The following is a 24,404-nucleotide window of genomic DNA, read 5'->3' on the forward strand; positions in this document are numbered from 1 at the left end:
CCCCGGCTCGTGCCTGGCGGCTACGGACCAAGGTAGCGACGGGACATGACGGGTAATCAGGCCTGGCGGCCGTCCATCCGGTACTTCTGGGCGAACTGCGGGATCAGCCGGACGGTGGTGCCGGTCGGGTGCAGCAGGTCGGGCGCCTGGGTGTGGATCGGCACCACGATCTTCGGCGCCGCCCGGTGCACCAGGGCGTGCAGGTCGTCGGCGGTGGCGTGGCCGAAGGAGCCGATCCGGCGCAGCGGCACGCCCAGCGCGTCCAGCCACTCGGTGAACAGCTGCCAGCGCGACTCGAACGGGCCGAGCGGCTCGCCGTTGGCGTGCAGCCAGAGCGTGCCGGGCCCGACCGGCAGGTCGGCCAGCTCGGCGATGTCGCTCAGGGTGCCCATGTCGGGCTGGTAGACGAAGGCACCGGGCTCGGCGCGCAGCCCCGCCAGGCCCAGCTCGCTCCAGGAGAGCACGCCCTCGATGCCGGTCGCCCGCAGGAAGGCCGCGACCCGGTCGCCCCAGACGATCCGGCGCCCGGCCGCGGCGGCGATCTCCAGGAACTCCGCGACCCGCTCCAGGTCGCGGGGGTAGAGGCCGAGCAGCAGCAGGTCCGGGCCCGCCTCGGTGAGCGCGGCGGCGAAGTCGGCGGCCACGTCGTCCTCGTTGCGCGGCGGGCCGGCCGGCAGGCCCAGGCCGAGCGCGGTGCCCTCGGTGACCAGCAGGTCGCACCCGGCGGCCCGGTCGGCGAAGTGCCAGGAGCGCTCAGGGGCCCGGCCGTGGAACCGGATGTCGCCGGTGAAGGCGAGCACGCCCTCGCTGGTGGTGACCAGGTAGCCGCTGGCTCCCGGGGTGTCGTGGTCGACCGGGATCCGCTCGACCGTCATCGGACCCACCGTCACCGGGCTCTCCGGCGCGACCGGGTGCCAGACCGGGTCGCCGCCGGGCAGGCCGTCGCCGGCCGCCGTGAGCGCGGTCAGCAGCGCGATGGTCTCGGGCGAGGCGTGCACCGGGACCTCGGGGCGCACGAAGCCGGCCAGGCCGCAGTGGTCGATGTGCCCGTGGGTCAGGAACAGCGCGGTCGGCATCACCTCGGCGGCCAGCGGGTCGCCGGCGTCCAGCAGGGCCGGGTCGTAGACCCCGCCGACCTGCGGCGCGGCGCCCATCCGCAGACGCTGCGCCAGGTGCCGCTCGGGCCGCAGCGAGACCGGGGCGCGGAACAGGTCCGCGCCGGCGGGTACGTCCATGCCGAAGTCGAGCATGACCCGGTGGCCGCCGTCGGTGACGATGATCTTGCTGGAGCCGATGACGCCTACGCCGCCCCAGAATTCAACAGTGGTCAAAAGAAGAGTCTCTTCCTAGATGGATGGTGCGTTGCGCGAGGTGACCCGGTCCGCCCACGCGGTCAGCGCGGGCAGCAGGTCCTCGGCGCGGTCCCCGGTCGCGGTGGCTGGGCCATCGGCGCGGCCGAATCGGTCGATGTAACCGGTGGCGGCGCCGAGCGCCGCGGCCGGTTCGATGTCGTTGCGGTAGTGGTCGCCGATCGAGAAGAGCAGCTCGGCCGGACGGTCGACCAGGTGGGCCTCCATCCAGCGGCGCAGCCCGACCGGCTTGGCGGCGCCGGGGACCACCTCGTCGAAGGCCTCGGCCAGTCCCATCCGCGCCAGCAGCGGGGCCAGGCCCTCGGCGGGGCTGTTGGTGGCGAGCACGATCCGCACCTCGCCGCGCAGCGCCGCGTACTGCTCGATCAGCGGTTCGACGAGCTCCAGCACGCAGGACTCGTCGAGCATGTGGACCCGGCTGGCCAGGAAGGCCCGCTGCACGGTGTCGGGGTCGATCCGGTGGCCGTCGGCGAGCGCCTGGACCACGCCCCAGCCGTCCTCGGCGGCGCGCAGCAGTGCGGCCTCGGCCGGGTCGTCGGTGCCCTCGGCGGCGGCGACGCCCTCGGCCAGGTAGCGCTCGAAGACGTCCAGGAACCGGGTCGCCTCGGTGCCGGCCAGGGTGGCGGCGACCTGACGCGCGTAGAACCTGATCGGCTCGTCGCTGCGGTACACCGTGCCGTCGAAGTCGGAGACGATGATCGGTTGTTGACGGTCAGCCACGGACGCCTCCGGCAGCGGACAGGGCGCCGCGGATGAACTGCCGCTGGAGCACCAGGAAGAACACCATCACGGGCAGTGTGGTGAAGGTGACCGCCGCGGCCAGGCCGGGGAAGTCGGTGCCCTCGGCGGAGGAGAAGATCGACAGGCCGACCTCGACCGGCTGCACCGTGTTCGAGGACTCCATGGTGCTGCTGGTCATGATGACCGGCCACAGGAAGGAGTTCCACGAGCCGAGGAAGACGTTGACGGCGATGATCAGCAGCGCCGGGCGGACCATCGGCATGCCGATCGAGCGGAGCACCCGCAGTCGGGAGGCCCCGTCCAGCGCGGCCGCGTCCAGGATCTCCTGCGGGATCGTCAGGAAGAACTGCCGGACCAGGAAGATCCCGAAGACGCTGGCACCCCAGGGGATGATCTGGATCCAGTAGGTGTTCAGCAGGTGCAGGTCGTTGGCCAGCACGTAGTCCGGGATGATCAGCACCGTGCCCGGCATCATCAGCACCGAGAGCACCACCAGGGTCAGCGCCTTGCGCCCCGGGAAGCGCAGCACGCCGAAGGCGAACCCCGCCAGCAGCGAGGTGGCCAGGCAGAGCAGCACCGTGCAGGAGGCGATCAGCACGGTGTTGGCGAACAACCGCACCCAGGGCGCCGCGTCCCAGGCGCGCGACCAGTTGGACCACTGCCAGTGCGGCCACAGGGCCGGCGGGAAGTTGCTGAACTCGCCGGGCTTCCCGAGGGAGATGACGACGGTCCAGTAGAACGGGAAGACGAACGCGGCGCCGATCAGCAGCGCCAGCACGCGCCGGGCGTAGTGCCCGGCGCGGCCGGCTCCACCGAAGGCCGGCCTCCTTCCCTGGTGGGAGGCGGTCTTCATCGGATCATCAGCCCTGGGTCTTGGCGGTGGCGCAGGCGTTCTGCGCGGTCTTCAGGGCGTCGGCGGGCGCCGCCCCGTTGTCCAGCACGTCCTGGATCGCGGTCGCCTCGTAGCCCTGGCACTTGAAGATCCAGTTGTACGGGGGCAGCGCGAAGGCGGTGTCGAGCTGGGAGACCGCGGCGGTCTCGTAGGGGTTCTTGGCGATGAAGTCCTGCATCTGCGGCAGCGCCTTCGGGGTGACCGGCAGGTAGCCCGAGGTGGCGGCCCAACCGGCCTGCTCCTCCGGGCTGGTGATGAACTTCATGAACGCCCAGGCGGCGGCCTTCTGGTCGGCGGTGGCGTTCTTGAAGACCACCATGTTGGTGCCGGTCAGCTCGTTGACGCCGCCCTTGGCGCCGGACGGCAGGGCCGAGATGCCCAGGGTGAGCTTGTCGCCGACGGTCTTCTTCTCGAAGCCGTAGCCGGCCGCGGAGGAGATGTCGAAGGCGCCCTTGAGCGCGCCCAGCGCGGTCTCGCCCGGGTAGTTCTTGCCGGTGGCCAGCGCGCCCGCGTCCTTGAGCGACTTCAGGTAGGTCATCGCCTTGACGGCGCCGTCGTCGTTCAGGTGCGGGGTGCCGTCCGCGTCGTACAGCGCGCCGCCGTTCGCCTTGTCCAGGATCTCGAACCACTGGGTGCCGAAGGCGGCGCCGGCGGCCGAACCCGGGTCGATGGTGGAGCCGGTGACGCCGTTGGTGGAGACCGCCTTCATGGTGGCGGCGTAGTCGTCCCAGGTCTTCGGCTCGCTCTGGCCGGCGGCCTTGAGCATGTCGGCGTTGTAGAACAGGATCAGCACGCTCTTGTTGAACGGCCACATCCAGTTCTTGCCGTCGCCCAGCGCCAGGTCCTTCTGGATGCCCTTGTAGAAGTCGGCCACCTGCGGCGGGGTGTCGGTGCCCGCCAGCTCGCTGATCGGGCTGATCGCGCCGCCGGACTGGAAGTAGGACGCCCAGCTCTCGTAGACCTGGCCGATGGTCGGCGCGTTGCCCGCCTGGACCTCGGCCTTCTCCTTGGTGTACATCGTCGCGTAGTCCGGGTCGCCCTGGAGCTTGACGGTGATGTTCGGGTACTTGGCCTGGAAGTCCGCGACCAGCTTGTCCATCGCCGGCTTCAGCGTGCCGATGGTCATCGCCTCTTCGAAGGTGATGGTCACCGGGGTGGTGGGGACGGCCAGTTCGTGGCCCGAGGGCGCGCCGGACGAGCTGGAGGCGGCGGGGGTGCCGCCACCGGCGCAGGCGGAGAGGCTGAGGGCCGCGATGGCGGCGACGGCGGCTATGCGCAGACGCATGGGAGGGTGTCCGTTTCTTGTTCTGTGTGGGACGGTGCAGGCCGAGCGGGACGTGCGGGGACGTGCGCGGGGGAGCTCACACGAGCGAGGACTCCGAACCGGCGGCGGTGCGCCGGCGGACCAGGGTGAAGAGCACGGTGATGGCGAACAGGACCACGGCCAGCGCGGCGCCGTAGCCGGTGTCGCTCAGCACGAAGGCCTCCTGGTAGACCAGGTAGCTCAGGGTCGTGGTGGCGTAGACCGGACCACCGCCGGAGAGCGCGTAGAACTGGGTGAACGCCTGCAGCGAGGTGATGGCGGTGATCGCCACGACGAAGGTGGTGACCGGCCGCAGCTGGTGCCAGGTCAGGTACCAGAACTCCTGCCAGGCCGAGCAGCCGTCCACCCGGGCCGCCTCGCTCAGCTCGTTCGGCAGGGTGGCGAGCCCGCCGAGGAAGACCACGGTGGTGAAGCCGACCTCGTGCCACAGGCTGTAGATGATCACCGCGGGCATCGAGGAGCTCGACGACTGCAGCCAGTCCGAGGTGGGCAGGTGCAGGCTGTGCAGCACCCAGTCGGCCAGCCCGAAGCGCGGGTTGAAGATCCAGACCCAGATCATCGAGGTGGCGATCACCGGGGTGGCGTGCGGCAGGAACAGCGCCACCCGGGAGGCGTTCAGCAGCACGCCGCCGCGCTGCAGCAGCAGCGCCAGGGCCAACGAGACGGCGGTGCCGCCGATCACCATCGCCCCGCTGAAGTACAGCGAGTGCCACACGCTGGACAGGAAGGTCGGCTGGGTGGCGGCGATCAGGCGCTGGTAGTTGCCCACCCCCTTGAAGGTGGACAGCGCCGGGTCGAGCGCGTTCCACTTCCAGAGTGAGACGTAGAACGTATAACCGGTCGGAATGATGACGAAGGTCGCGAAGATCAGCACCGCCGGGGCCGAGTAGGCCCAGCCCCATCGGGTGGTGCGGAAGTCGCGGGCCTGGTTCCGGCGGCGGGCGGTGCGGCCCGGCACGGCGACGGGCCGGGCGGTGGTCGTTGCGGTCACGTCGAGAACTTTGACGAGCGACCGTTTCATCGAAGCCAAGAATTGATGAACAACTGGCTACTTCCACAGCGATTCTTGACGGCGTCAGATATCCTGAAAGGCTGGGCACTCGTACAACCGACTCGGTCCGGCCGGCCCACGCCCGTACCCCCGCAACAAATCTGACGGTCCGTCAGAAAGTTTCTTCCGGTGGCTGCTCCGGACGCTCGGCACCGCTGCGGGGCGGCCACCAGAGAGCAGAGCCCACCGCGCTCCGCATGCGCGCGGATCCGCGCCAGGTCCGCGACCGGTGACCCTCGGGTCGTCCAACTGGTGCTCTCCGCAAGGAAGATGGCAACAGTTGCCCCATTGTGCGAGTTCCACTTCTCCAGGAACATGGAGCCGCGACTTGTCCGCCCTCGGTCAGAACCAGGCCACCGACCCGTGGGCGCGCCGCGTCCCGCCGCCACCCCACCAACGGAGACCCGATGACCAAGAAGTGGACCACCGCCGTCACCGCCCTCTGCCTGGCACTCGGCCTGACCGGCGCCGGCGCCGGCTCGGCGCAGGCCGCCACAGCGGGGCAGGTGGCCGCACACCGGCTGACGCCCCGCCAGCCCGCGTTCAGCGGCGCGAACATGCTGACCTCGGGCACCTTCGAGGGGAGCATCGCCGGCTGGCAGAAGCTCGTCCCGGCGGGCGGGATCGTCAACTGGGCCAACTACAACACCCTGGCCGGCGCCCCGGCCCCGGCCTACGACGGCACCGGGTACCTGGCCACCAACACCAACATCGTCGGCGGCTCGGTCTACCAGGACGTACCGATCACCCTGGGCTCGAGCGGCACGGTCGAGGCCTCGGTGTTCCTCTCCTCCCAGTCCGGCCCCGCGACCGGCACCTTCTGCCTCTGGGGCCTGATCAGCGGCAGCAACCCGATCAGCACCTGCAGCGGTTACAGCGTCAACTCCTCCACCGGATACGGGAACTACATCCTCATCACGCAGATACCGGTGGGCGTCACCACGCTGCGGTTCCAGATCTACCCGACCGCGAACGGCGGCACCACCGACCTGGACGACGCGAGCCTGTTCCAGATCGGCTGACGCGTCCGGTGGCCGTGGTGCACCGCACCACGGCCACCTCACCGCGGGGCCGTCGAGCGCCTTCACCAGTGCGCCCGGCCGGCCGAGGAGGCTTCACGCAAAGCTCCGCACCGCCCGGGCCGACCGCCGCCCGCCTCCAAGCTGACCTGGGCCACTGACCGGCCGGTTTCACGGCCGGGCGCGGCGATGATTCAGCCGGCGGTGTCTTTCATACCCGCCGCGTCGAGCAGCGTGGTGGCCATCGAGATGGCGAGGCCGTCCGTGCCGCTTCCCTGTACGACACCCCAGGAGTTCGCCCCGTCGAAGACGACGGTGAGGTGTCGGGACAGTTCCGCCGGGTCCTGCGCCCCGCCGGCCTCGGCTTCGTGGCGGAAATAGGCGATCAGGGCGTTCTTGTGCCGACGGGCGGCCAGGCTCCCCGGGTGCTCGGGGACTTTGAGCTCCACGGCGGCGGCGACGAACGGGCAGCCGTGGAAGTCCGCGTCCACGGACAGCGCCTCCAGACGCCGGAAGACGTGGAGGATCCGCTCCCTGGGGGACCCGGCGTCGTCGGCCGCGGGGAACAGGGCGGCGCGGTAGGCGGCCGCCGTGCGGTCCAGGCTCGCGGCGATCACTTCGTCCTTGCTGTCGAACAGCTGGTACATCGAGCGCTTGGACACACCGGCGGCGCGGCACAGCGCCTCGACCCCTATGTGCATGCCCTCCCGGTAGAAGAGGTCCGCCGCGGCGTCGAGGAGGCGATCCCGGGTCGAGGAAGCCGTAGGAGCGGCGATGGGAGCGGGTGTCGCTTCGGTCATGCGCCCACCTTACGTCGCCGCTTGCCGTTCGGAAACCGATCGGTTTACAGTGGGAGTCGGGAAACCGATCGGTTTCCCGACTTCTGCGAGTGAGGACCCCGGACATGACTGACCTCAAGGGCGCGGTCGCGCTCGTCACCGGCGGCAGCCGCGGCATCGGCAAGGAGCTGGTGGAGCAGCTGTACGAGCGAGGGGCTGCCAAGGTCTACGCCACGGCCCGCGACCCGCGCACCGTGGCCCATCCCGACGCCGTGCCGCTGGCCCTGGAGGTCACGGATCCGGTGTCCGTGGCGGCCATGGCCGAGCGGGCGCAGGACGTCACCGTGCTGGTCAACAACGCGGGCGCCTCGGTCGGCGGGTCCCTCCTGGAGGCTCCGCTGGAGGACGTGCGCCGGGACTTCGAGATCAACTTCTACGGGCCGCTGCAGGTCACCCGAGCCCTGGCTCCGGTGATCGAGCGCAACGGCGGCGGCCACATCCTCAATGTCCACTCCGTGCTGTCCTGGATCGGCCTCGCCGGCTCCTACAGCGCCTCCAAGGCGGCCCTGTGGCAGCAGAGCAACGCCCTGCGGCTGGAGCTGGCCCCGCGCGGCATCACGGTCACCGGCCTGCACGTCGGCTACGTCGACACGGACCTGACCGCAGGTGTCGACGCTCCCAAGGCCAGCCCGCGCGATGTCGCCGCGCAGGCACTGGACGGCATCGAGCAGGGCGCGTTCGAGGTCCTGGCCGACGACATCACGCGGCAGGTCAAGGCCGGCCTCTCCGGCGACGTGGCCGCGCTGTACCCCCAGCTCGCGGCGTGAGCGATCAACACCTCTCCCGGCAACACCCACAGCTGTTCGTGAAGGAGTTCGTGATGACGGCAACTCGACCGGTGGCCCTGGTGACAGGAGCGTCCTCCGGCATCGGCAGGTCAACCGCCCTCGCACTGGCCGAGGCGGGTTTCGACGTGGTCGGGACCAGCCGCGACACCGCGAAGGCCAGGCCGGCCGCGGGGGTGACCTTCCTGGACCTCGACGTGGCCGGTGACGAGTCGGTGGCCGCCGTGGTCGGGGAGGTGATCGAGCGGTTCGGGCGGATCGACGTGCTGGTCAACAACGCCGGTATCGGCTCGGCGGGCGCCGCCGAGGAGAGCTCCGTCGCGCAGGCCCGGAGCGTCTTCGACATCAACGTCTTCGGCCTGATGCGCATGACGAACGCCGTCCTGCCGCACATGCGGGCCCGCGGCAGCGGACGCATCGTCAACATGTCGTCCATCGTCGGGTTCGTCCCGCAGCCGTACATGGCTGTGTACGCGGCCACGAAGCACGCCGTCGAGGGCTACTCCGAGTCCTTGGACCACGAGGTCCGCGAGTACGGCGTGCGGGTCCTGCTCGTGGAACCGGCCTGGACCAACACCGCGTTCGAGGCGAACAGCGTGCAGCCGGACCGGCCGCTCGATGCCTACGCCGGGAGGCGTCAGGTCTTCGAGGAGTACATGGCGCAGGCGGTGCGGGACGGCGACGACCCCGCCGTCGTGGCCGAGGCGGTCCTCGCGGCGGCGACCGACGCCAAGCCGAAGCTGCGCTACGCCGCCGGCCGGACCGGACGCGTGCACACGATGCGGCGCCTGATCCCGGCCCGGATGTTCGACCAGCAGCTGCGCAAGCTCAACAAGCTGCCCGCCTGACATCGCCCCCAGGTGACGCCGGACCTGCTCCAAGACTCCCGGCCAGTGCGCGCGTTCACCGCTCCAGCAGGCGCCGCAGCCAGGCCGTGCGGGCGGCGTGGGCGTCCCGGCTCAGGGTCGCGTGCGGGGCGAGGGTGTCGAAACCGTGGCAGGCGCCGGGCCACACGTGCAACTCGGCCTCGCCGCCGGCCCGCCAGATCGCGTCGGCGTAACCGACCGCCTCGTCGCGGAACGTCTCTGCGGACCCCACCTCGACGTACGCGGCCGGGAGTCCGGACAGATCGGTGGCCCGGGCCGGCGCGGCGTACGGGGAGACGTCGGCGGTCCCGTAGCGGTCGCCCAGCACGGCTTGCCAGGCGGTGGCGTTGGAGGCGCGGTCCCAGGTGTCGCGGCCGGCCATCTGGTGGCTGGAGAAGCTGTCGCCGCGGTCGTCGAGCATCGGGCTCAGCAGCAGCTGCCCCGCCGGGGCCGGACCGCCGCGGTCCCGTGCCAGCAGCGCGAGGGCCGCCGCGAGACCGCCGCCGGCGCTCTTGCCACCGATCACCACGCGCTGCGCGTCCACCCCGAGCTCACCCGCGTGCTCGGCCACCCAGGCCAACCCGTCGTAGCAGTCCTCCACCGCCCCGGGGAACCGGGTGCGCGGCGCCAGCCGGTACTCCACGGACACCACCGCCAACCCCAGCGGCAGCGCCCAGCCCCGCAGCAGCCGCGGCAGGACGGACCAGGCGTCGCCCGACACCATTCCGCCGCCGTGCAGGTAGTACAGCAGCGGCAGCGCCCCACCGAGCCCGGCCGGCCGCGCGCTCACCAACGTGACCTCGCCCCCGCCCTCGGCGCGCGGCACCCGCACCTCCGTCACCTCGAACCGGCCGCCGTCCCGCAGCTGATCGAGCGTCGGACGGGACCGGGCCGCGGCGTCACTCTCCTGCCACGCCGCCAACCGGGCCGGCGTGAGCACCTCCCACGCCTGCTCCCCCGCACCCGCCAGCACCGCCCCGACCTGCGGATCCAACGGAGGCACCCGCCGCTCCATCCCGCCACCGCCCACCAGCCCGCTCCCTCCGAGCAGCCCCGACCCGACCGGGTCGGCTCGCCGGGCCCAACCTACCCCGGCCGGGGGGCCGGCCCGGGTCGGCCTGGTGAGGGCTCAGCCGGCCGACTCCGGGAAGACCTCGCCCAGCAGTCGCTGGAAGGCGTGCCGCTGCGCCTCGCCCAGCTGCTCCAGCCCGGTGAGGCCGGACATCATCTCCGCGCGGATCTGGCGGACCGTCTCCTCGCCCCCTTCGGTGAGCAGCACGTTCTTGATCCGCCGGTCGGCGGGGTCGACCTCACGCCGGACCAGGCCGCGCGCCTCCAGCCGGTCGACGATACCGGTGACGTTCGAGGCGTCGCAGGCGAGCAGCTCGGCGAGGGTGCGCATCGGCCTCGGCTCGCGGAGCAGGCTGAGCGTCTTGCCCTGCATGAGGGTCAGTCCGCGGTCGGCCGCCATCGCGGCGAAGTGCCGGTAGTAGGCGGCCGCCGCCCGGGCGATCTGGTCCATGAGCTCGGCCGGGGTGGGTGCGGCCGTGGGCGGGGTGGCGGGCTCGGTCATGGGGCCAGGGTACCGGAGATTGCTTGACATCCTCAATCATCTAGGTCTACCTTCAATTCATTGCTTGAAGACCTCAACAATCCATGTCTTCAAGACTCAGTCCCGGTCCGCGCCCCGCGCGGCAGGACCGCCCTGGAAGGATCCGACCCGGATGAGCCACGCCCCCGCCCACGCCGCCGCCCGGCCCGGCCGCACCGCCGGCCGGGAACGCGGCAGCACTCCCCTGATCCTGGCGCTCGGCCTGGCCGCGATGGTGGTGGCCATGGCGCAGACCCAGGTCGTTCCGATCCTCGCCCTGCTGCAGAAGCAGCTGCACACCGGTGCCGCCGGCGTCAGCTGGGTGACGACCGCCGCACTGCTCTCGGCGGCCGTCTTCACCCCGCTGCTGGGCCGGGTCGGCGACCAGTTCGGCAAGAAGCGCACGCTGCTGGCCGTACTCGCGGTGATGGTGGTCGGGTCCGTGATCGCCGCCACCACCACCTCGCTGACCCTGCTGATCGTCGGCCGGGTCCTCCAGGGCTCCGCCACCGCGATCTTCCCGCTGGCCCTGTCGGTGATCCGCGACGAGGTCCCGCGCGAGAAGCTGCACGGCGCGATGGCGCTGGTCAGCGGCACCCTGGCGTTCGGCAGCGGACTCTCCCTGGTGGCCACCGGGCTGCTCACCCAGGGCGCCCACCCCAACTACCACCTGGTCTTCTGGTTCTCCACCGCACTGACCGCGCTCGCGCTGGCCGCCGTCGCCGTCGTCGTGCCGAACGGCGGCTCCCCCACCGGGGGCCGGATCGACGTGCTCGGCGCGCTCACCCTGGCCGTCTTCCTGGTCCTGCTGCTGCTCGGCATCTCGCAGGGCCACGAGTGGGGCTGGTCCTCGGCCCGCACGCTCGGCGCCCTGGGCGGATCCGTGCTGGTCGCCGCCCTCTGGGTGCTGGTCGAGCTGCGGGTGCCCAACCCGCTGGTCGACATGCGGATGTTCGTCCACCGCCAGGTGCTCTTCACCAACCTGGCCGGGCTCTTCGTGGGCTTCGCCTCGTTCGCCCAGTTCATCGGCATCTCCTACCTGGTCCAGATGCCCGGTCGGCTGACCGGCTACGGCTTCACCGCCTCGGTGCTGCGCGCCTCCGTCGAGTACCTCCTGCCCAGCGCCCTGATCGCGCTGGCGGCGGCCCCGGTCGGCGGCCTGCTGGTCCGCCGGATCGGTGCCCGCTCGACTCTCGGGGTGGGCGCACTGGTCGGCGTGGCCGGCTTCGCCTGGCTGGCCTGGGGTCACGGCGCCGAGGGCTCGGTGATCGCCGCGGGCATGCTCACCGGCATCGCCATCTCCTTCGGCTACGCCGCGATGCCCGCACTGATCGCGGCCAGCGTGCCCCTGCACCAGACCGGCATCGCCAACGGCATCAACTCCATCTCGCGCTCGGTCGGCAGCTCGATCGCCAGCGCCGTGGTGACCTCCCTGCTGGCCTCGAAGGTGGTCAGCTACCCGTCGATCGGCGCCGCACTGCCCGCCGAAAGCCAGTTCACGCTCAGCTTCGTGATCGCCGCCGGCGCGCTGCTGCTGGCCGCCGCGGTCGCCTGGGCCGGACTCCGGGCCACCCACCGCTCGGCCCCGGACACCGCCACGGCCGCCCCCGCTGCCGCCACGCGGGACGCCGCGCCCGAACCCGCCGTCTCGCACTCCTGACTGACCCCCCGTCGCACCACCACCCCTTCTCGTCCTGGAGCACCACCATGACCTCCGTCCTCTTCGTCGTCACCGGGGCCGCCCACTGGACCCGCGCCGACGGCACCGCCCACCCGACCGGCTTCTGGGCCGAGGAGCTGGCCGAGCCGCACCGGATCTTCCGCGAGGCGGGCCACGAGATCACCATCGCCACCCCCGGCGGCGTGCCCGCCCCCGTCGACCCGGGCAGCCTGAGCGCCGAGGCCAACGGCGGGCAGCAGCGGGCCGACCTGATCGCGGGTTACCTCGACTCGATCAGCGAGGCACTGCGGAGCCCGGCCAAGCTGGAGGAGGTCGACCCGGACGACTACGGGCTGGTCTTCTACCCGGGTGGCCACGGTCCGATGGAGGACCTCGCCGTCGACGAGGCCTCCGGCCGGCTCCTCACCCGGACCCTCGACTCGGGCAAGCCCCTCGGCGTGGTCTGCCACGCGCCCGCCGCGCTGCTCGCCGCCCGCCGCGACGGGGACGGCGGCTGGCCGTTCGCCGGCTACCGGATGACCGCCTTCAGCAACGCCGAGGAGCAGGCGGTCGGCCTCGCCGCGGGGGCCAAGTGGCTGCTCCAGGACCGGCTGGTCGAGCTCGGCGCCGACTTCGTCGAGGCCGCGCCGTTCACGCCGCACACGGTGGTCGACCGCAACCTCTACACCGGCCAGAACCCGGGCTCCTCCGCCGACCTGGCCCGCGCCCTGGTGGCCGCGGTCGCCACCGACCCGTCCGCCGTGGTCGCCCGGCTGCACTCCACCTTCGCCGGCGGCCGTACCAGGCCGCTCAGTTGGCGGTTGAGCCGGCTGGCGGCGCTGCGCGCGCTGCTGACCGAGCAGTCCGCGGAGTTCCTGGCCGCGCTCCAGGCCGACCTGGGCAAGAGCGCCGCCGAGGCCTACCGCACCGAGGTCGGCTTCACCCTGAACGAGCTGGACCACACGGTCGCCCACCTGGCCCAGTGGCTGAGCCCGACGCCGGCGTCCGTGCCCGGCGCGTTCCTGCCCGCCGAGGCCCGCGTGGTGCGCGAGCCGCTGGGCGTCGTGCTGATCATCGCGCCGTGGAACTACCCGCTGCAGCTCGCCCTGGCCCCGCTGGTGGGCGCCCTGGCAGCGGGCAACACGGCGGTGGTCAAGCCCAGCGAGCTCACCCCGGCGACCTCGGCGGCGCTGGCCCGGCTGCTGCCGCGCTACCTCGACCGGGAGGCCGTGGCCGTGGTCGAGGGCGGCGTGCCGGAGACCACCGCGCTGCTGGAGCAGCGCTTCGACCACATCTTCTACACCGGCAACGGGATGGTCGGACGGATCGTCATGACGGCGGCCGCCAAGCACCTCACCCCGGTCACCCTGGAGCTGGGCGGCAAGAGCCCCGCGGTGGTCGACCCGGGCGCGGACCTGGCGGTCACCGCCCGGCGGATCGCCCGGGGCAAGTTCCAGAACGCCGGCCAGACCTGCGTCGCCCCGGACTACGTCCTCGCCGTCGGCGACACCGCCGACGCGCTGGAGCGGCACCTGACCGAGGCCGTCCAGGAGCTGTACGGGCCGGACCCGGCGACCAGCCCGGAGTACGGACGGGTCGTCAACGAGCGCCACCACGACCGGCTCACCGCACTGCTCGGGGACGGCCGGATCGTCACCGGCGGAACCCACGACCGGGCCCGGCGCTACCTGGCGCCGACCGTGCTGGCCGACGTCTCCCCCGAGGCGCCGGTGATGCAGGAGGAGATCTTCGGCCCGGTGCTGCCGATCATCTCCGTGCCCGACCTCGACGCGGCGATCGCCTTCGTCAACGGGCGCGAGAAGCCGCTGGCCCTCTACGCCTTCACCGAGTCGGAGCAGACCAAGCGGCGGCTGACCGAGGAGACCTCCTCCGGCGGCCTGGTCTTCGGCCTGACGGTCTCCCACCTGGCCGTGCCCGAACTGCCGTTCGGCGGCGTGGGCGAGAGCGGGATGGGCCGGTATCACGGCCGGTACTCCGTCGACACGTTCAGCCACGCCAAGGCCGTGTTCGACAAGCCCCTGGGCTGACCGAACGGCGACGCCCGCCGCATGCGGCGGGCGTCGCCGTTCAAACCGCTCCACCGAGACGGTCAGCTCGGTCTGGATCCCTACCGGGGATCAGGCCGCGAGCAGCTCCGGCTCGCGGTCCGCCGTCCTGAGCTTGGGCTTCCTGTTCGGCAGCGAGAGCCGGAAGACCCTGTGCCAGGCGGAGAACACCTGCTTGGGCAGCGGCCCGGTGACGTACTGCAGCTCGTACTTCTCGAACAGCGCGCGCACCTTCACCGCGACTTCGGCGTACCGGTTGCTCGGCAGGTCCGGGAACAGGTGGTGCTCGATCTGGTGCGACAGGTTGCCGGTCATGAAGTGCATGGCCCTGCTGCCGCTGATGTTCGCCGAGCCCATCATCTGGCGCAGGTACCACTGGCCGCGCGTCTCGCCCTCGATCGACCGGCGCTCGAAGACCTGCACGCCCTCGGGGAAGTGCCCGCACATGATCACCGAGTGGGACCAGATGTTGCGGACCAGGTTCGCGGTGAACGTGGCGGCGAGCGTGGGGAGGAACGAGGGGCCCGACAGCAGCGGGTGGATCACGTAGTCCTTGAGCACCTGCTTGCGGATCTTGCGGCCCACGGCCTTGGCCCGCGCGCGGAACTCCGGGCTCCTGCGCTGCTGCTTCGGCAGGTTCTTGCCGAGCTCCAGGTCGTACGCGGCGATGCCGTACTCGAAGAAGCAGGCGTTGAGGAAGTTCCACAGCGGCTGGCCGAGGTGGAGCGGGTGCCACTTCTGGTCCTCGTCGACGCGCATGATGCCGTAGCCGAGGTCGTTGTCCTTGCCCATCACGTTGGTGTACGTGTGGTGCAGCTCGTTGTGCGAGTGCTTCCACTGCTCGGACGGCGAGACGTGGTCCCACTCCCAGGTGGTGGAGTGGATCTTCGGGTCCCGCATCCAGTCCCACTGGCCGTGCAGGACGTTGTGGCCGATCTCCATGTTGTCCATGATCTTCGCCACGGACAGCCCGGCGGTGCCGAGCAGCCACGCGGGCGGGAAGAGCGAGAACAGCAGCACGCCCCTGCTGGCCAGCTCGAGCTTGCGCTGCGCCGAGATGACCTTGCGGATGTAGGCGGCGTCCTTCTCGCCGCGGCCGGCGATCACCTCGTCGCGGATCGCGTCCAGCTCGCGGCCGAGCTCCTCGATCTGCTCCGCGGTCAGGTGGGCGGTGGGGTCGATAGCGGTCAAGGTGCTCCTACCGTTCGATGTCGCAGGGGCCCGCCGCGGCGGACACGCAGGTCTGGATGAGGACGCCCGGCTCGGCCTCGGTGATCTCGCCGGTGCGCAGGTCGCGGACGGCGCCCGCCTTGAGCGGTGTGACGCAGCCGAAGCAGATGCCCATGCGGCACCCGGAGGGCATGAGCACGCCGGCCTCCTCGCCGACGTCCAGCAACGGCGTGGCGCCGTCCGCGTCGACGGTCGTGCCGGTGGCGCTGAACCTGACCTCGCCGCCGTCGCCGGCCACGACGATGCGGGGACGGAAGCGTTCGGTGTGCAGGCGCTCCTGGAGGGCGTGCTCGGCCCAGTGCTCCTCCGCGGCGTCGAGCAGGCCAGCGGGCCCGCAGGCCCAGGTCTCGCGCTCGGCCCAGTCGGGCACGAGTTCGCCGAGACGGGCGATGTCGAGCCTGCCGTCGGTCTCGGTGTGCACCTCGGTGAGGCGCAGCTTCTTCTCCGCGACCAGGGCGTGCAGTTCACCGCGGAAGATCACGTCCTGCGGCTGCGGCGCGCAGTGGACCATGACGACGTCCGCCAACTCCGCGTCGCGCAGCATGCCCATCACGGGCGTGATGCCGCTGCCGGCCGTCAGGTAGAGCACCTTGGCGGGCTTGGCCCGCGGCAGCACGAAGTCACCGGTCGGCTGGTCGAGGTGGACCAGCGTGCCCGGCCTCGCGCAGCGGACCAGGTGGTTGCTGACCTTGCCGTCCGGGACCGCCTTCACGGTGATCGTGACGCGCCCGTCCCGGCGGTCCGTCGGCGAGGTGATGGAGTAGGCGCGCCACAGGCGCCTCCCGTCGACATCGACCCCGATCCGCAGGTACTGACCGGCCGTGTGGCCGCGCCAGCCCCGTCCCGGCCTGATCACGACGGTCGCGGAGTCACCCGTCTCGGGGTGCACGGCCTCGATCCGCCCACGCAGGTCCGCGCCCGCACGCAGCGGGCTGACCAGGTCGAGGTAGTCCGACGGCAGCAGGGGCGTCGTGACCATCTCCAACAGTTTCCACGCCCTGCTGCGGAGGGCTGCACTCGTCATGACTCCAGCTTGCTGCGCCTCCGGGCGTAAAGTCCTGACCAGAGGACGTAAATCTGGCCGACCGAATTGTTCGCAGGGAACAGAAACGTGAGCCATGCAAGCCGGAGGGCCAGCGAACTGGCCCTGGACGAGGCGACGGTCACCGCCATCCGGGCCGCGCTGACGACCACCGCCGACGAGATCGTCCAGGCGATCATCGACGAGGTCCCTCCCTACGCCAACGCCCTGTCGGGCCGCATGGGCGGCACCATCCGCCAGGCCGTCCGCACCGCCCTGGGGCACTACCTGGACCTCGCGAGCGGGAACGCCACCGACGGCGACGCCGGTGACGCGGCCTACGAGCTGGGCCGCGGCGAGGTGCGCGACGGCCGTTCGATGGACGCCCTGCTCAGCGCCTACCGCGTCGGTGCCCGGGTGGCCTGGCGGTGCCTGGCAGCCGGCGCCGTACCCGCGGGGCTGCCCGCCGCCGAGGTCGCCAAGTTCGCCGAGCTGACCTTCGCCTACATCGACGAGCTCTCCGCCGCGAGCGCCGCGGGCCACGCCGACGAACTGGCCGCCCGGGGCAGGGCCCAGGAACGCCACCTGGAACACCTGGCCCGCGACCTGCTCGCCGGTGCGGGCCCGGAGGTGCTGCTGGCCTCCGCCCAACGGGCCGGCTGGCAGCCTCCGGTCTCGCTGACCGCGGTGCTGCTGCCCGCCACCCAGGTCCGGCCCGCCTACCGCGTGCTCGACGCGAGCACCCTCGTCCTCGACGAGCTGCCGGACGCCACCGGTGTGCTGCTCGTCCCCGACGCCGACCGGGCCCATCTGCTGCGGCAGCTGACCGACCGCACCGCCGTGGTCGGTCCGGCCCGGCCGTGGACCCGTGCGTCCGCCTCGTACGCCCGGGCCGCTCGCGCGCGCTCCCTCTCCGCCGACATTCGCGACACCGAGGAGCACCTGCCCGAGCTGGTGCTCAGCTCCGACGTGGAGGCGTTCGCAGACCTGCGGGCCCGGGCCCTCGCGCCGTTGCGAACCTTGCCCGTCGCGACCGCGCGGCGGCTCGAGGAGACCCTGCGGGCCTGGCTGCTGCACCAGGGCCGGCGGGAGGAGGTGGCGGCGGCGTTGTTCGTCCATCCCCAGACGGTCCGGTACCGGATGTCGCAGCTGCGGGAGCTGTTCCCGGATCTGGCCTCGCCGCACCGGGTCCTTGAACTGACGCTGGCGGTGGGTCTCGGGGCCGGCTGACGCGTACGTCGGCCGCCCGCGTCCCGGCCGCCACGCCGGGGTGGGACCGTGCGGCACGCGCGGTGGCCCGCACAGTCGGACTGTGCGGGCCACCGCGGCACGGGGGTGCGACAACGGTCAGTACGGCCGGTTGTCGCCGTAGTAGCTGCCGACCTGCTGGTGGTAGTCGGCGTCACCGGTGTGCTTGTCCTTGTCGAACTCCGGGGAGTTCTTGATCTCTTCCTTGGTGCGGTTGACCTGGATGGTCTCGTTGGCGACGTCGATCGAGACGACGGTGCCGGCCGGGAGCAGCACGTGCTTGCCGAAGATCCACGGACCGGTGTCCACCACGATGTAGCGGGCGTCCACGTCCTCGGAGTGCTTGTCGACCTTGCCGATGTGCCCGTCGGTGGCCTCGACCTTGTAGCCGGTCAGGTCCGTGCCGGCCTGGTAGCCGGCGTTCTCCTGGTACTCCCACATGAGGTTCTCCACGGAAATCACCTTTCGTAGAACCGGACTTGACTCTCTCCTGACCCGACTCGGCGGTCCCATGCACGCGGGGCGGAGACTTTTTGGGCCGATTTGGGCGTTCGATCACCGTCGCCCGGTGCCGCGCGGGTGCGCCGGGCCGGGCGTCAGTCCTCCTTGCTCTGCAGGGTCTCCTTGAGCTTGGCGATGGCGAAGCCCCAGCCCTGCTGCACGGTGGGCTTGCCGGGGACGGCCAACTCCTGAGGGTTGGTCAGGACGTCCAGCAGGACCGGGCCCGGTGTGCTGAGGGCGCGTCGAACGCTGTCGTGCACGGTGGCGGGATCGGTGACGCGGATGCCGGTCAGGCCCAGGGCGTTGGCCACGGCGGCGAAGTCGGGGTTGTCGAGCTCCGTGCCGAACTCGGCCAGGCCGGCCTGCTCCTGTTCGAGCTTGACCATGCCGAGGCGCCGGTTGTCGAAGACGACCAGTTTGACCGGCAGCCGGTGGGTCTTGATCGTCATCAGGTCGCCGAGCAGCATGCTCAGGCCGCCGTCGCCGCAGAACGCGATGACCTGCCGGTCCGGTGCCCAGAGTTGGGCGCCCAGGGCCTGCGGCATGGCGTTGGCCATCGAGCCGAGGTTGTAGGAGCCCAGCAGGCGCCGCTCGCCGTGCATGGTGACGAAGCGGGAGAGCCAGACCGTCGCCATCCCGGTGTCGGAGGTGAAGACGGCGTCCTGGTCGGCCAGTTCGTTCACCGCGGCGGCCAGGGCCTCGGGACGGATGTCGTGGCCCGGGTTGTCGAGGGCCCGGCGCAGCCGGCCGGTGAGGCGCTCGTCGTGCGACGGGTCGGCCAGCTTGGCCTGTCCGGCCTGCCAGTGGACGAACTCCTTGCGCGCGGACTCCAGGTGCCTGCGGTCCCGGTCCGCCCCCTCGCTCAGGTGGGGCAGCAGCGCGCGCAGAGTCGCCCCGACGTCGCCGGCCAGTCCGGCGTCGAGCGGGATCCGGCGCCCGAGGTTGCGCTCCTGGACGTCGATCTGGACGACCTTGCAGCCGGTCGGGTACCAGTCCCGGTAGGGGAAGTCGGTGCCGAGCATCACCAGCAGGTCGCAGCCGTCCAGTGCCCGGGAGGCGGCGGGGTTGCCGATCAGGCCGGTCTGGCCGACCTGGTACTCGTTGCTCTCCTCGAAGCCCTCCTTGGCCTTCAGGCTGAGGACCATCGGCGCGGCGGTCCGCTCCGCGAGGGTCAGCACCTCCTCGCGGGCCTGTCGGGCGCCCCGGCCGACCAGCAGGGTGACCTTGTCGGCGGCGTTGATCAGCTCGGCGGCCTCCAGGATGCCCGGCTCGTCCGGGCGGGTGACCGGGCGGGTCCGCGGGAAGCGGGCCGGGCGGTCGTCGCCGATCTCCTGGTCGCCGAGGTCGCCCGGCACGGTCAGCACGGCGACGCCGCTCTCGCTGATCGCGGCCCGCACCGCGGACTCCAGCAGCCGCGGCATCTGGTCGGGAGAGGTGACGGTGGCCCGGAAGACCGCGACGTCGCGGAAGAGCAGGTCGTTGTCGACCTCCTGGAAGTAGTCGCTGCCGATCTCGGTGAGCGGCACCTGACCGGTGATGGCCAGTACCGGGGTGCGGCTCTTCGCCGCGTCGTACAGGCCGTTCAGCAGGTGCACGGCACCGGGCCCGACCGTGCCCATGCAGACGCCCAGCGTGCCGGACAGCTGCGACTGGGCGCCAGCGGCGAACGCGGCGGCCTCCTCGTGGCGGCAGCCGACCCACTCCACGCCCTCGGTACTGCGGATGGCGTCGGTCAGCGGGTTCAGCGCGTCGCCGACGACGCCGAACACGTGCCGCACACCGAGTTCCTGCAGGGCGTCGATGATCACACGGGCGACGGTGCGTGCCATGGGGGTGGTCCTCCGGAGGGCTGGGAGCGGGTATGCCGGCTCAGGGGCGGGAGCGAGGGATCAGACGGTGAAGCGGTCGGGATCGGCGGCCTGCCAGTCCGCGGCCCAGGTCGGGGGCGGGTCCTGGAGGAGTTCGCCGGGGGCCAGCCAGGAGTGGACCTCGGCGTAGGAGCTCAGGGTGTGGGTGTCCACCCGCAACTGCAGCATGTGCGGGCCCAGCTCGGCCGGGTCCGACACGCCCATCGAGGCCATGATCTGCAGGGCGCTCTTGACCGTCGCCTCCTGGAACCGCATCACCCGCTGCGACTTGTCGCCGACGTCCAGCGCCCGGGCGCGCCGCGCGTCCTGGGTGGCCACGCCCACCGGGCAGGTGTTGGTGTGGCAGCGCTGGGCCTGGATGCACCCGACGGCGAACATCATCGCCCGGGCGGCGTTGGTGTAGTCGGCGCCGAGGGCGAGCCGCTTCACCAGGTCGCTGCCGGTGGCGATCTTGCCGCTGGCACCGATCTTGATCCGGTCGCGCAGACCGGTCCCGACCAGCGCGTTCTGCACGATCATCAGACCGTCGGTGAGCGGCAGGCCGACGTTGTCGGCGAACTCCAACGGTGCGGCGCCGGTGCCGCCCTCGGCGCCGTCCACGATGATGAAGTCCGGCGTGACGCCCTCCTCCAGCATCGCCTTGCAGACGGCGAGGAACTGGCGGCGCGAGCCGACGCAGAGCTTGAAACCCGTGGGCTTGCCACCGGACAGCTCGCGCATCCGCGCGACGAAGCGCACCAGCTCACGGGGCGTGCTGAAGACCCGGTGGAAGGGCGGCGAGTTGACGGTCTGTCCCTGCGGCACGCCGCGGACCTGGGCGATCTCCGCGTTGACCTTGGCGCCGGGCAGCACGCCGCCGATGCCCGGCTTGGCGCCCTGGCTGAGCTTCAGCGACACGCACTTGACCTGCGGGTGCGCCGCCTTCCGGGCGAACTGGTCCGGGTCGAAGTCCCCGTCCTCGGTGCGGCAGCCGAAGTAGCCCGTGCCGATCTCCCAGACCAGGTCGCCGCCGGGGCGCAGGTGGTACTCGGAGAGGCCGCCCTCACCGGTGTCGTGCGCGAAACCGCCGAGGGCGGCGCCGGTGTTGAGGGCGAGCACGGCATTGGCCGACAGCGAGCCGAAGGACATCGCGGAGACGTTGAGCAGCGCCATGTCGTACGGCTGGGTGCAGTCCGGGCCGCCGATCCGCACCCGCGGCGGGTCCTTCGGGACGGGACGCGGGGCCATCGAGGGGACCAGGAACTCCCGGCCGGCCGTGTAGAGGTCGAGCTCGGTGCCGAAGGGCTCCTCGGCGTCGGTGCCCTTGGCGCGCTCGTAGACGATGGAGCGGGTGTCGCGGTCGTAGGGCCGCCCGTCGGTGTTCCGCTCCACGAAGTACTGCTGCACCTCGGGGCGGATGGCCTCCAGCAGGAACCGAAGGTGGCCCAGGACCGGGTAGTTGCGCAGCACCGAGTGCCGGCGTTGGAGCAGGTCCCGGACCGCCAGCAGGGTGACGGCCAGCAGGGGGCCGGCCGCCGCCCACCACCACGGCGACCAGAGCAGGGCGGCGAGGACCGCGAGGACGGCGGCACACATCGTCAGGATCACAGACAAAATTCTCAGCACGACCGGCATCTGCCCTGGATCGCGGGGATCAAGCGCCCCACCTTCCGGGGTGGTGGCCGAGGGCGCCGTCGGACAGCGCCCCGGCCCACCGGGTCCGTGCCCGTGCCGCCGGTCAGAGCCGGCGCCACCGGGCGGAGGCGAAGGAGAAGGCGCCGAAGAGCACCAGCCCGAGCGCGATCAGCACGAGCAGCCAGGGCCCGGCCGGGGTGTGGGCGAAGCTGCGCAGCGTGGCGTCCATGCCCTTGGCCTGGTGCGGGTCGAACCGAATGGCCGCGACGAGGACGAAGACCCCGGCCCCGGCGAAGACCGTGCCGCGGGCGGTGTTGCCCCCCAGGCCGAGCACGGTCACGACCTTGCGGGCGCGCCTGCTCATCTTCCCGGACTCCAGCTTCTTCAGGAACTTGCGCTGGACCGCGCTGACCACGATGCCCACGCCGATGCCGAGCATCACGACCCCGGCGATCCCCACCAGCACTCGCCCGCCCGGGAGCTGGAGCGCCGACGAAGTCCAGTCCTGCGACTTGTCGTTGCTGCCCGACTGGCCGCCGCCCGCGGCGTAACTGGCGGTGCCCCAGCACACTGTGGCGTAGAACACCGCGCGCCCGGCACTCAGCACCCGGCTGCCGGTCTTCTTCCGGCCGCCCTCGCCGAACACCGCGAGCGAGGCGCGCCAGACGGTCATGCAGGCGAACCCGACCACCAGCAGCCAGAGCATCACCCGGCCGAAGGGCTGGGCGGCCACCTGGTGCAAAGCGCCCTGCCGGTCCGCCTGTTGGCCGCCACCATTGCCGAGGGCGATCTCCAGGGCCAGGATGCCGACCAGGACGTAGACCACTCCGCGCGCCACGAAGCCGGCCCGGCCGGCGCTGCGCAGCGTGGACTTCTCGGCGGGCCGCGGGATCGATGACCAACCCGAGCGCCCTCTTCTGCTGCCTCTCCCGACCCTTCTGCCGCTCCCGGTCCGGTGCGTGAGCCACGACGCCACGATGCTTCCCCTCTCCGAGACGGGTGCGCCACGCGCACCGCTGCGGCCTCGTCTGCCCAACCGGCTGTGAGGCACGCCTCGTTCCGAGGGACAGCTAGTTCGGCCGCTACGGGGTAACCGGCGCCCATGGGACGACTCCAGAACTTCGACGTGCGCCTGTTCGACCGCGTGGCCGCCGCGCGCCTGCGGGGCTTCAGCCCCGTCCTGCCCAAGCTCGGACGCAGCGCCAACCACGGCGTGCTCTGGCTGACCGCGGGCGCCGCGCTCGGGCTCTCGCGCAACCGCAGTGCCCGACGGGCCGCCATGCGCGGCGTCGGCGCGCTCGCGCTCGCCTCCACCAGCGCGAACGTCGTGGCCAAGCAGTTGATCGGGCGCCGACGCCCCGTCACCACCGGCGTGCCGATCGCACGCCGCCTGCTGCACGCCCCGATCACCACCTCCTTCCCCTCCGGGCACTCGGCCTCCGCCGCGGCGTTCGCCACCGCCGTCACCCTGGAGTCGCCCTGGCTGGGCGTGGTCGTGATCCCGCTGGCCGCCGCCGTGGCCGCTTCGCGGGTCTACACCGGCGCGCACTACCCCAGCGACGTCCTCGCCGGGGTGGCCCTGGGCACCGGCGCGGCCGTGCTGACGCTGCGCTGGTGGCCGCTGCGCGACGATGCCCCCGCGCACGCCGCCCGGGCCCAGGTCGAGGTGCCGGCGCTGCCCGACGGCCGCGGCCTGGTCGTGGTGGTCAACAGCTCCTCGGGCAGCGCTGACAGCGTCGAGGCGCAGCTGCGCACCCTGCTGCCCCTCGCCGACCTGCGGGTGCGCGCGGAGGACCAGGACCTGCTCCCGCTGCTCCAGCAGGCCGCCGACGACGTCGCGGGCGCAGGCGGGGACGCCGCGCTGGGCGTGGCGGGTGGTGACGGCACGGTGAACGCCGCCGCCCTGCTGGCCGCCGAACGCGGGCTGCCGCTGGCGGTGTTCCCGGGCGGCACCCTGAACCACTTCACCGCCGACCTGGGCATCCACTCGGTGCAGCACACGGCCGACGCCGTGGTGAACGGCCACGGCGGCTCGGTGGACCTGGGCCGGATCACCCCCAAGGGCGCCGCCGGGGCCGAGGAGGGCGAGCCGGAGCCGGCGTACTTCCTCAACACGTTCAGCATCGGTGTCTACCCCGAGCTGGTGCGGGCCCGCGAGTCGCTGGAGAAGCACCTGGGCAAGTGGCCGGCGCTGGCGATCGGCCTGGTTCGGGTGCTGGCCCAGGGCACGCCCACCCGCGCGGTCGTCAACGGCAAGGAGCGCAGCCTGTGGCTGCTGTTCGCCGGCAACGGCCGCTACGACCCGCCCGGTTTCGCGCCCAGCTTCCGCCGCGACCTCACCGACGGCACCCTGGACGTCCGCGTCGTCGACGGCAGCCGTCCCTTCGCCCGCACCCGCCTGGTCGCGGCCTTCCTCACCGGCACCCTGGCCCGCTCCCGGGTCTACCGCGCCGCCACGCTCTCCCGCCTGCGCATCGACGCCATCCACGACACCGAGCAGTACGCCCGCGACGGCGAAATCGTCCCCGCCGCCGACGCCCTCCTGCTCGACAAGGCCCCGCGAGCGCTCACGGTCTACCTGCCGGTGCAGGACTGACGGGCGGTCACGGGGGCGCCTGGGCGGCGGGGAGATCCCCACAGGCTCGCCGGTCCTCAATCGCGCCCGGCGCCGCGAACCGCGACGCCGCGCGCTTCACCGACCCGGGGTTCGCTGTACCG

The 24,404-nt window shown here is 72.0% G+C and carries 21 protein-coding genes; 7 read left to right on the forward strand and 14 right to left on the reverse strand.

Going from position 1 to position 24,404, the window contains the following annotated elements; genetic code table 11:
* Positions 1-56: 56 nt before the first annotated feature.
* From C7C46_RS23995 to C7C46_RS24015, 5 genes are all read right to left on the reverse strand, one after another.
* Entirely contained in the window at positions 57-1,331 is a 1,275-nt protein-coding gene (locus C7C46_RS23995; protein ID WP_110671984.1) for an MBL fold metallo-hydrolase, read from the reverse strand.
* A gap of 15 nt (positions 1,332-1,346) precedes the next feature.
* Positions 1,347-2,090, reverse strand: a complete 744-nt coding sequence (locus C7C46_RS24000) for an HAD family hydrolase (protein ID WP_181442495.1) — start codon at positions 2,088-2,090, stop codon at positions 1,347-1,349.
* Positions 2,083-2,964, reverse strand: coding sequence for a carbohydrate ABC transporter permease (locus tag C7C46_RS24005; protein WP_110671986.1), 882 nt, complete (start codon positions 2,962-2,964; stop codon positions 2,083-2,085). Before C7C46_RS24005 ends, C7C46_RS24000 begins: the two co-directional genes overlap by 8 nt.
* 7 nt (positions 2,965-2,971) lie before the next feature.
* Complete coding sequence (locus C7C46_RS24010; protein ID WP_110671987.1) at positions 2,972-4,288, reverse strand: ABC transporter substrate-binding protein; 1,317 nt, start codon at positions 4,286-4,288, stop codon at positions 2,972-2,974.
* A gap of 76 nt (positions 4,289-4,364) precedes the next feature.
* Entirely contained in the window at positions 4,365-5,318 is a 954-nt protein-coding gene (locus tag C7C46_RS24015) for a carbohydrate ABC transporter permease (RefSeq protein WP_181442496.1), read from the reverse strand.
* Positions 5,319-5,785: 467 nt separating this feature from the next.
* Between C7C46_RS24015 and C7C46_RS24020 the strand changes: the two genes are divergently transcribed.
* Positions 5,786-6,400 (forward strand): hypothetical protein, encoded by a 615-nt coding sequence (locus C7C46_RS24020; RefSeq protein WP_110671989.1) that lies wholly within the window; start codon positions 5,786-5,788, stop codon positions 6,398-6,400.
* A gap of 191 nt (positions 6,401-6,591) precedes the next feature.
* Here C7C46_RS24020 and C7C46_RS24025 read toward each other — a convergent pair whose 3' ends face one another.
* Entirely contained in the window at positions 6,592-7,197 is a 606-nt protein-coding gene (locus tag C7C46_RS24025) for a TetR/AcrR family transcriptional regulator (RefSeq protein ID WP_110671990.1), read from the reverse strand.
* A gap of 104 nt (positions 7,198-7,301) precedes the next feature.
* Here C7C46_RS24025 and C7C46_RS24030 point away from each other — a divergent pair, with 104 nt between their 5' ends.
* Positions 7,302-8,003, forward strand: a complete 702-nt coding sequence (locus C7C46_RS24030; RefSeq protein ID WP_110671991.1) for an SDR family oxidoreductase — start codon at positions 7,302-7,304, stop codon at positions 8,001-8,003.
* Between the two features lie 53 nt (positions 8,004-8,056).
* Positions 8,057-8,869 carry an oxidoreductase gene (locus C7C46_RS24035; RefSeq protein ID WP_110671992.1) on the forward strand — a complete coding sequence of 271 codons (813 nt, stop codon included), beginning with the start codon at positions 8,057-8,059 and terminating at the stop codon, positions 8,867-8,869.
* 55 nt (positions 8,870-8,924) lie between these two features.
* Here C7C46_RS24035 and C7C46_RS24040 read toward each other — a convergent pair whose 3' ends face one another.
* Positions 8,925-9,902, reverse strand: coding sequence for an alpha/beta hydrolase (locus C7C46_RS24040; RefSeq protein ID WP_110672038.1), 978 nt, complete (start codon positions 9,900-9,902; stop codon positions 8,925-8,927).
* Between the two features lie 114 nt (positions 9,903-10,016).
* Entirely contained in the window at positions 10,017-10,460 is a 444-nt protein-coding gene (locus C7C46_RS24045; protein ID WP_245984776.1) for a MarR family winged helix-turn-helix transcriptional regulator, read from the reverse strand.
* Positions 10,461-10,611: 151 nt separating this feature from the next.
* On the opposite strand from C7C46_RS24045, the gene C7C46_RS24050 reads away from it, so the two are divergent.
* Positions 10,612-12,138 carry an MFS transporter gene (locus C7C46_RS24050; RefSeq protein ID WP_110671993.1) on the forward strand — a complete coding sequence of 509 codons (1,527 nt, stop codon included), beginning with the start codon at positions 10,612-10,614 and terminating at the stop codon, positions 12,136-12,138.
* Between the two features lie 47 nt (positions 12,139-12,185).
* Positions 12,186-14,186 carry an aldehyde dehydrogenase family protein gene (locus tag C7C46_RS24055; protein WP_110671994.1) on the forward strand — a complete coding sequence of 667 codons (2,001 nt, stop codon included), beginning with the start codon at positions 12,186-12,188 and terminating at the stop codon, positions 14,184-14,186.
* Positions 14,187-14,276: 90 nt separating this feature from the next.
* On the opposite strand, the gene C7C46_RS24060 is transcribed toward C7C46_RS24055, so the two are convergent.
* Together C7C46_RS24060 and C7C46_RS24065 are read right to left on the reverse strand one after the other, a co-directional pair.
* On the reverse strand, positions 14,277-15,395 hold the full coding sequence (locus C7C46_RS24060) for a fatty acid desaturase family protein (RefSeq protein WP_110671995.1): 1,119 nt from the start codon (positions 15,393-15,395) through the stop codon (positions 14,277-14,279).
* A gap of 7 nt (positions 15,396-15,402) precedes the next feature.
* The gene (locus C7C46_RS24065) at positions 15,403-16,413 is read right to left on the reverse strand and encodes a ferredoxin reductase (protein WP_110671996.1); all 1,011 of its coding nucleotides are present in this window, start codon (positions 16,411-16,413) and stop codon (positions 15,403-15,405) included.
* 132 nt (positions 16,414-16,545) lie between these two features.
* Here C7C46_RS24065 and C7C46_RS24070 point away from each other — a divergent pair, with 132 nt between their 5' ends.
* Positions 16,546-17,685, forward strand: coding sequence for a PucR-like N-terminal domain-containing protein (locus C7C46_RS24070; protein WP_110671997.1), 1,140 nt, complete (start codon positions 16,546-16,548; stop codon positions 17,683-17,685).
* Positions 17,686-17,802: 117 nt separating this feature from the next.
* On the opposite strand, the gene C7C46_RS24075 is transcribed toward C7C46_RS24070, so the two are convergent.
* From C7C46_RS24075 to C7C46_RS24090, 4 genes are all read right to left on the reverse strand, one after another.
* Positions 17,803-18,156: a PRC-barrel domain-containing protein gene (locus C7C46_RS24075; RefSeq protein WP_110671998.1), complete on the reverse strand. Its 354-nt coding sequence runs from the start codon at positions 18,154-18,156 to the stop codon at positions 17,803-17,805.
* Positions 18,157-18,299: 143 nt separating this feature from the next.
* The gene (locus C7C46_RS24080; protein WP_110671999.1) at positions 18,300-20,033 is read right to left on the reverse strand and encodes a thiamine pyrophosphate-dependent enzyme; all 1,734 of its coding nucleotides are present in this window, start codon (positions 20,031-20,033) and stop codon (positions 18,300-18,302) included.
* Between the two features lie 60 nt (positions 20,034-20,093).
* Positions 20,094-21,686, reverse strand: a complete 1,593-nt coding sequence (locus tag C7C46_RS24085; protein WP_110672000.1) for an FMN-binding glutamate synthase family protein — start codon at positions 21,684-21,686, stop codon at positions 20,094-20,096.
* A gap of 103 nt (positions 21,687-21,789) precedes the next feature.
* Complete coding sequence (locus tag C7C46_RS24090) at positions 21,790-22,551, reverse strand: DUF1206 domain-containing protein (RefSeq protein WP_110672040.1); 762 nt, start codon at positions 22,549-22,551, stop codon at positions 21,790-21,792.
* Positions 22,552-22,788: 237 nt separating this feature from the next.
* Between C7C46_RS24090 and C7C46_RS24095 the strand changes: the two genes are divergently transcribed.
* On the forward strand, positions 22,789-24,282 hold the full coding sequence (locus C7C46_RS24095) for a bifunctional phosphatase PAP2/diacylglycerol kinase family protein (RefSeq protein ID WP_110672001.1): 1,494 nt from the start codon (positions 22,789-22,791) through the stop codon (positions 24,280-24,282).
* Positions 24,283-24,404 lie beyond the last annotated feature (122 nt).

It is taken from the genome of Streptomyces tateyamensis, assembly GCF_003205575.1.
GTDB lineage: Bacteria > Actinomycetota > Actinomycetes > Streptomycetales > Streptomycetaceae > Kitasatospora > Kitasatospora tateyamensis.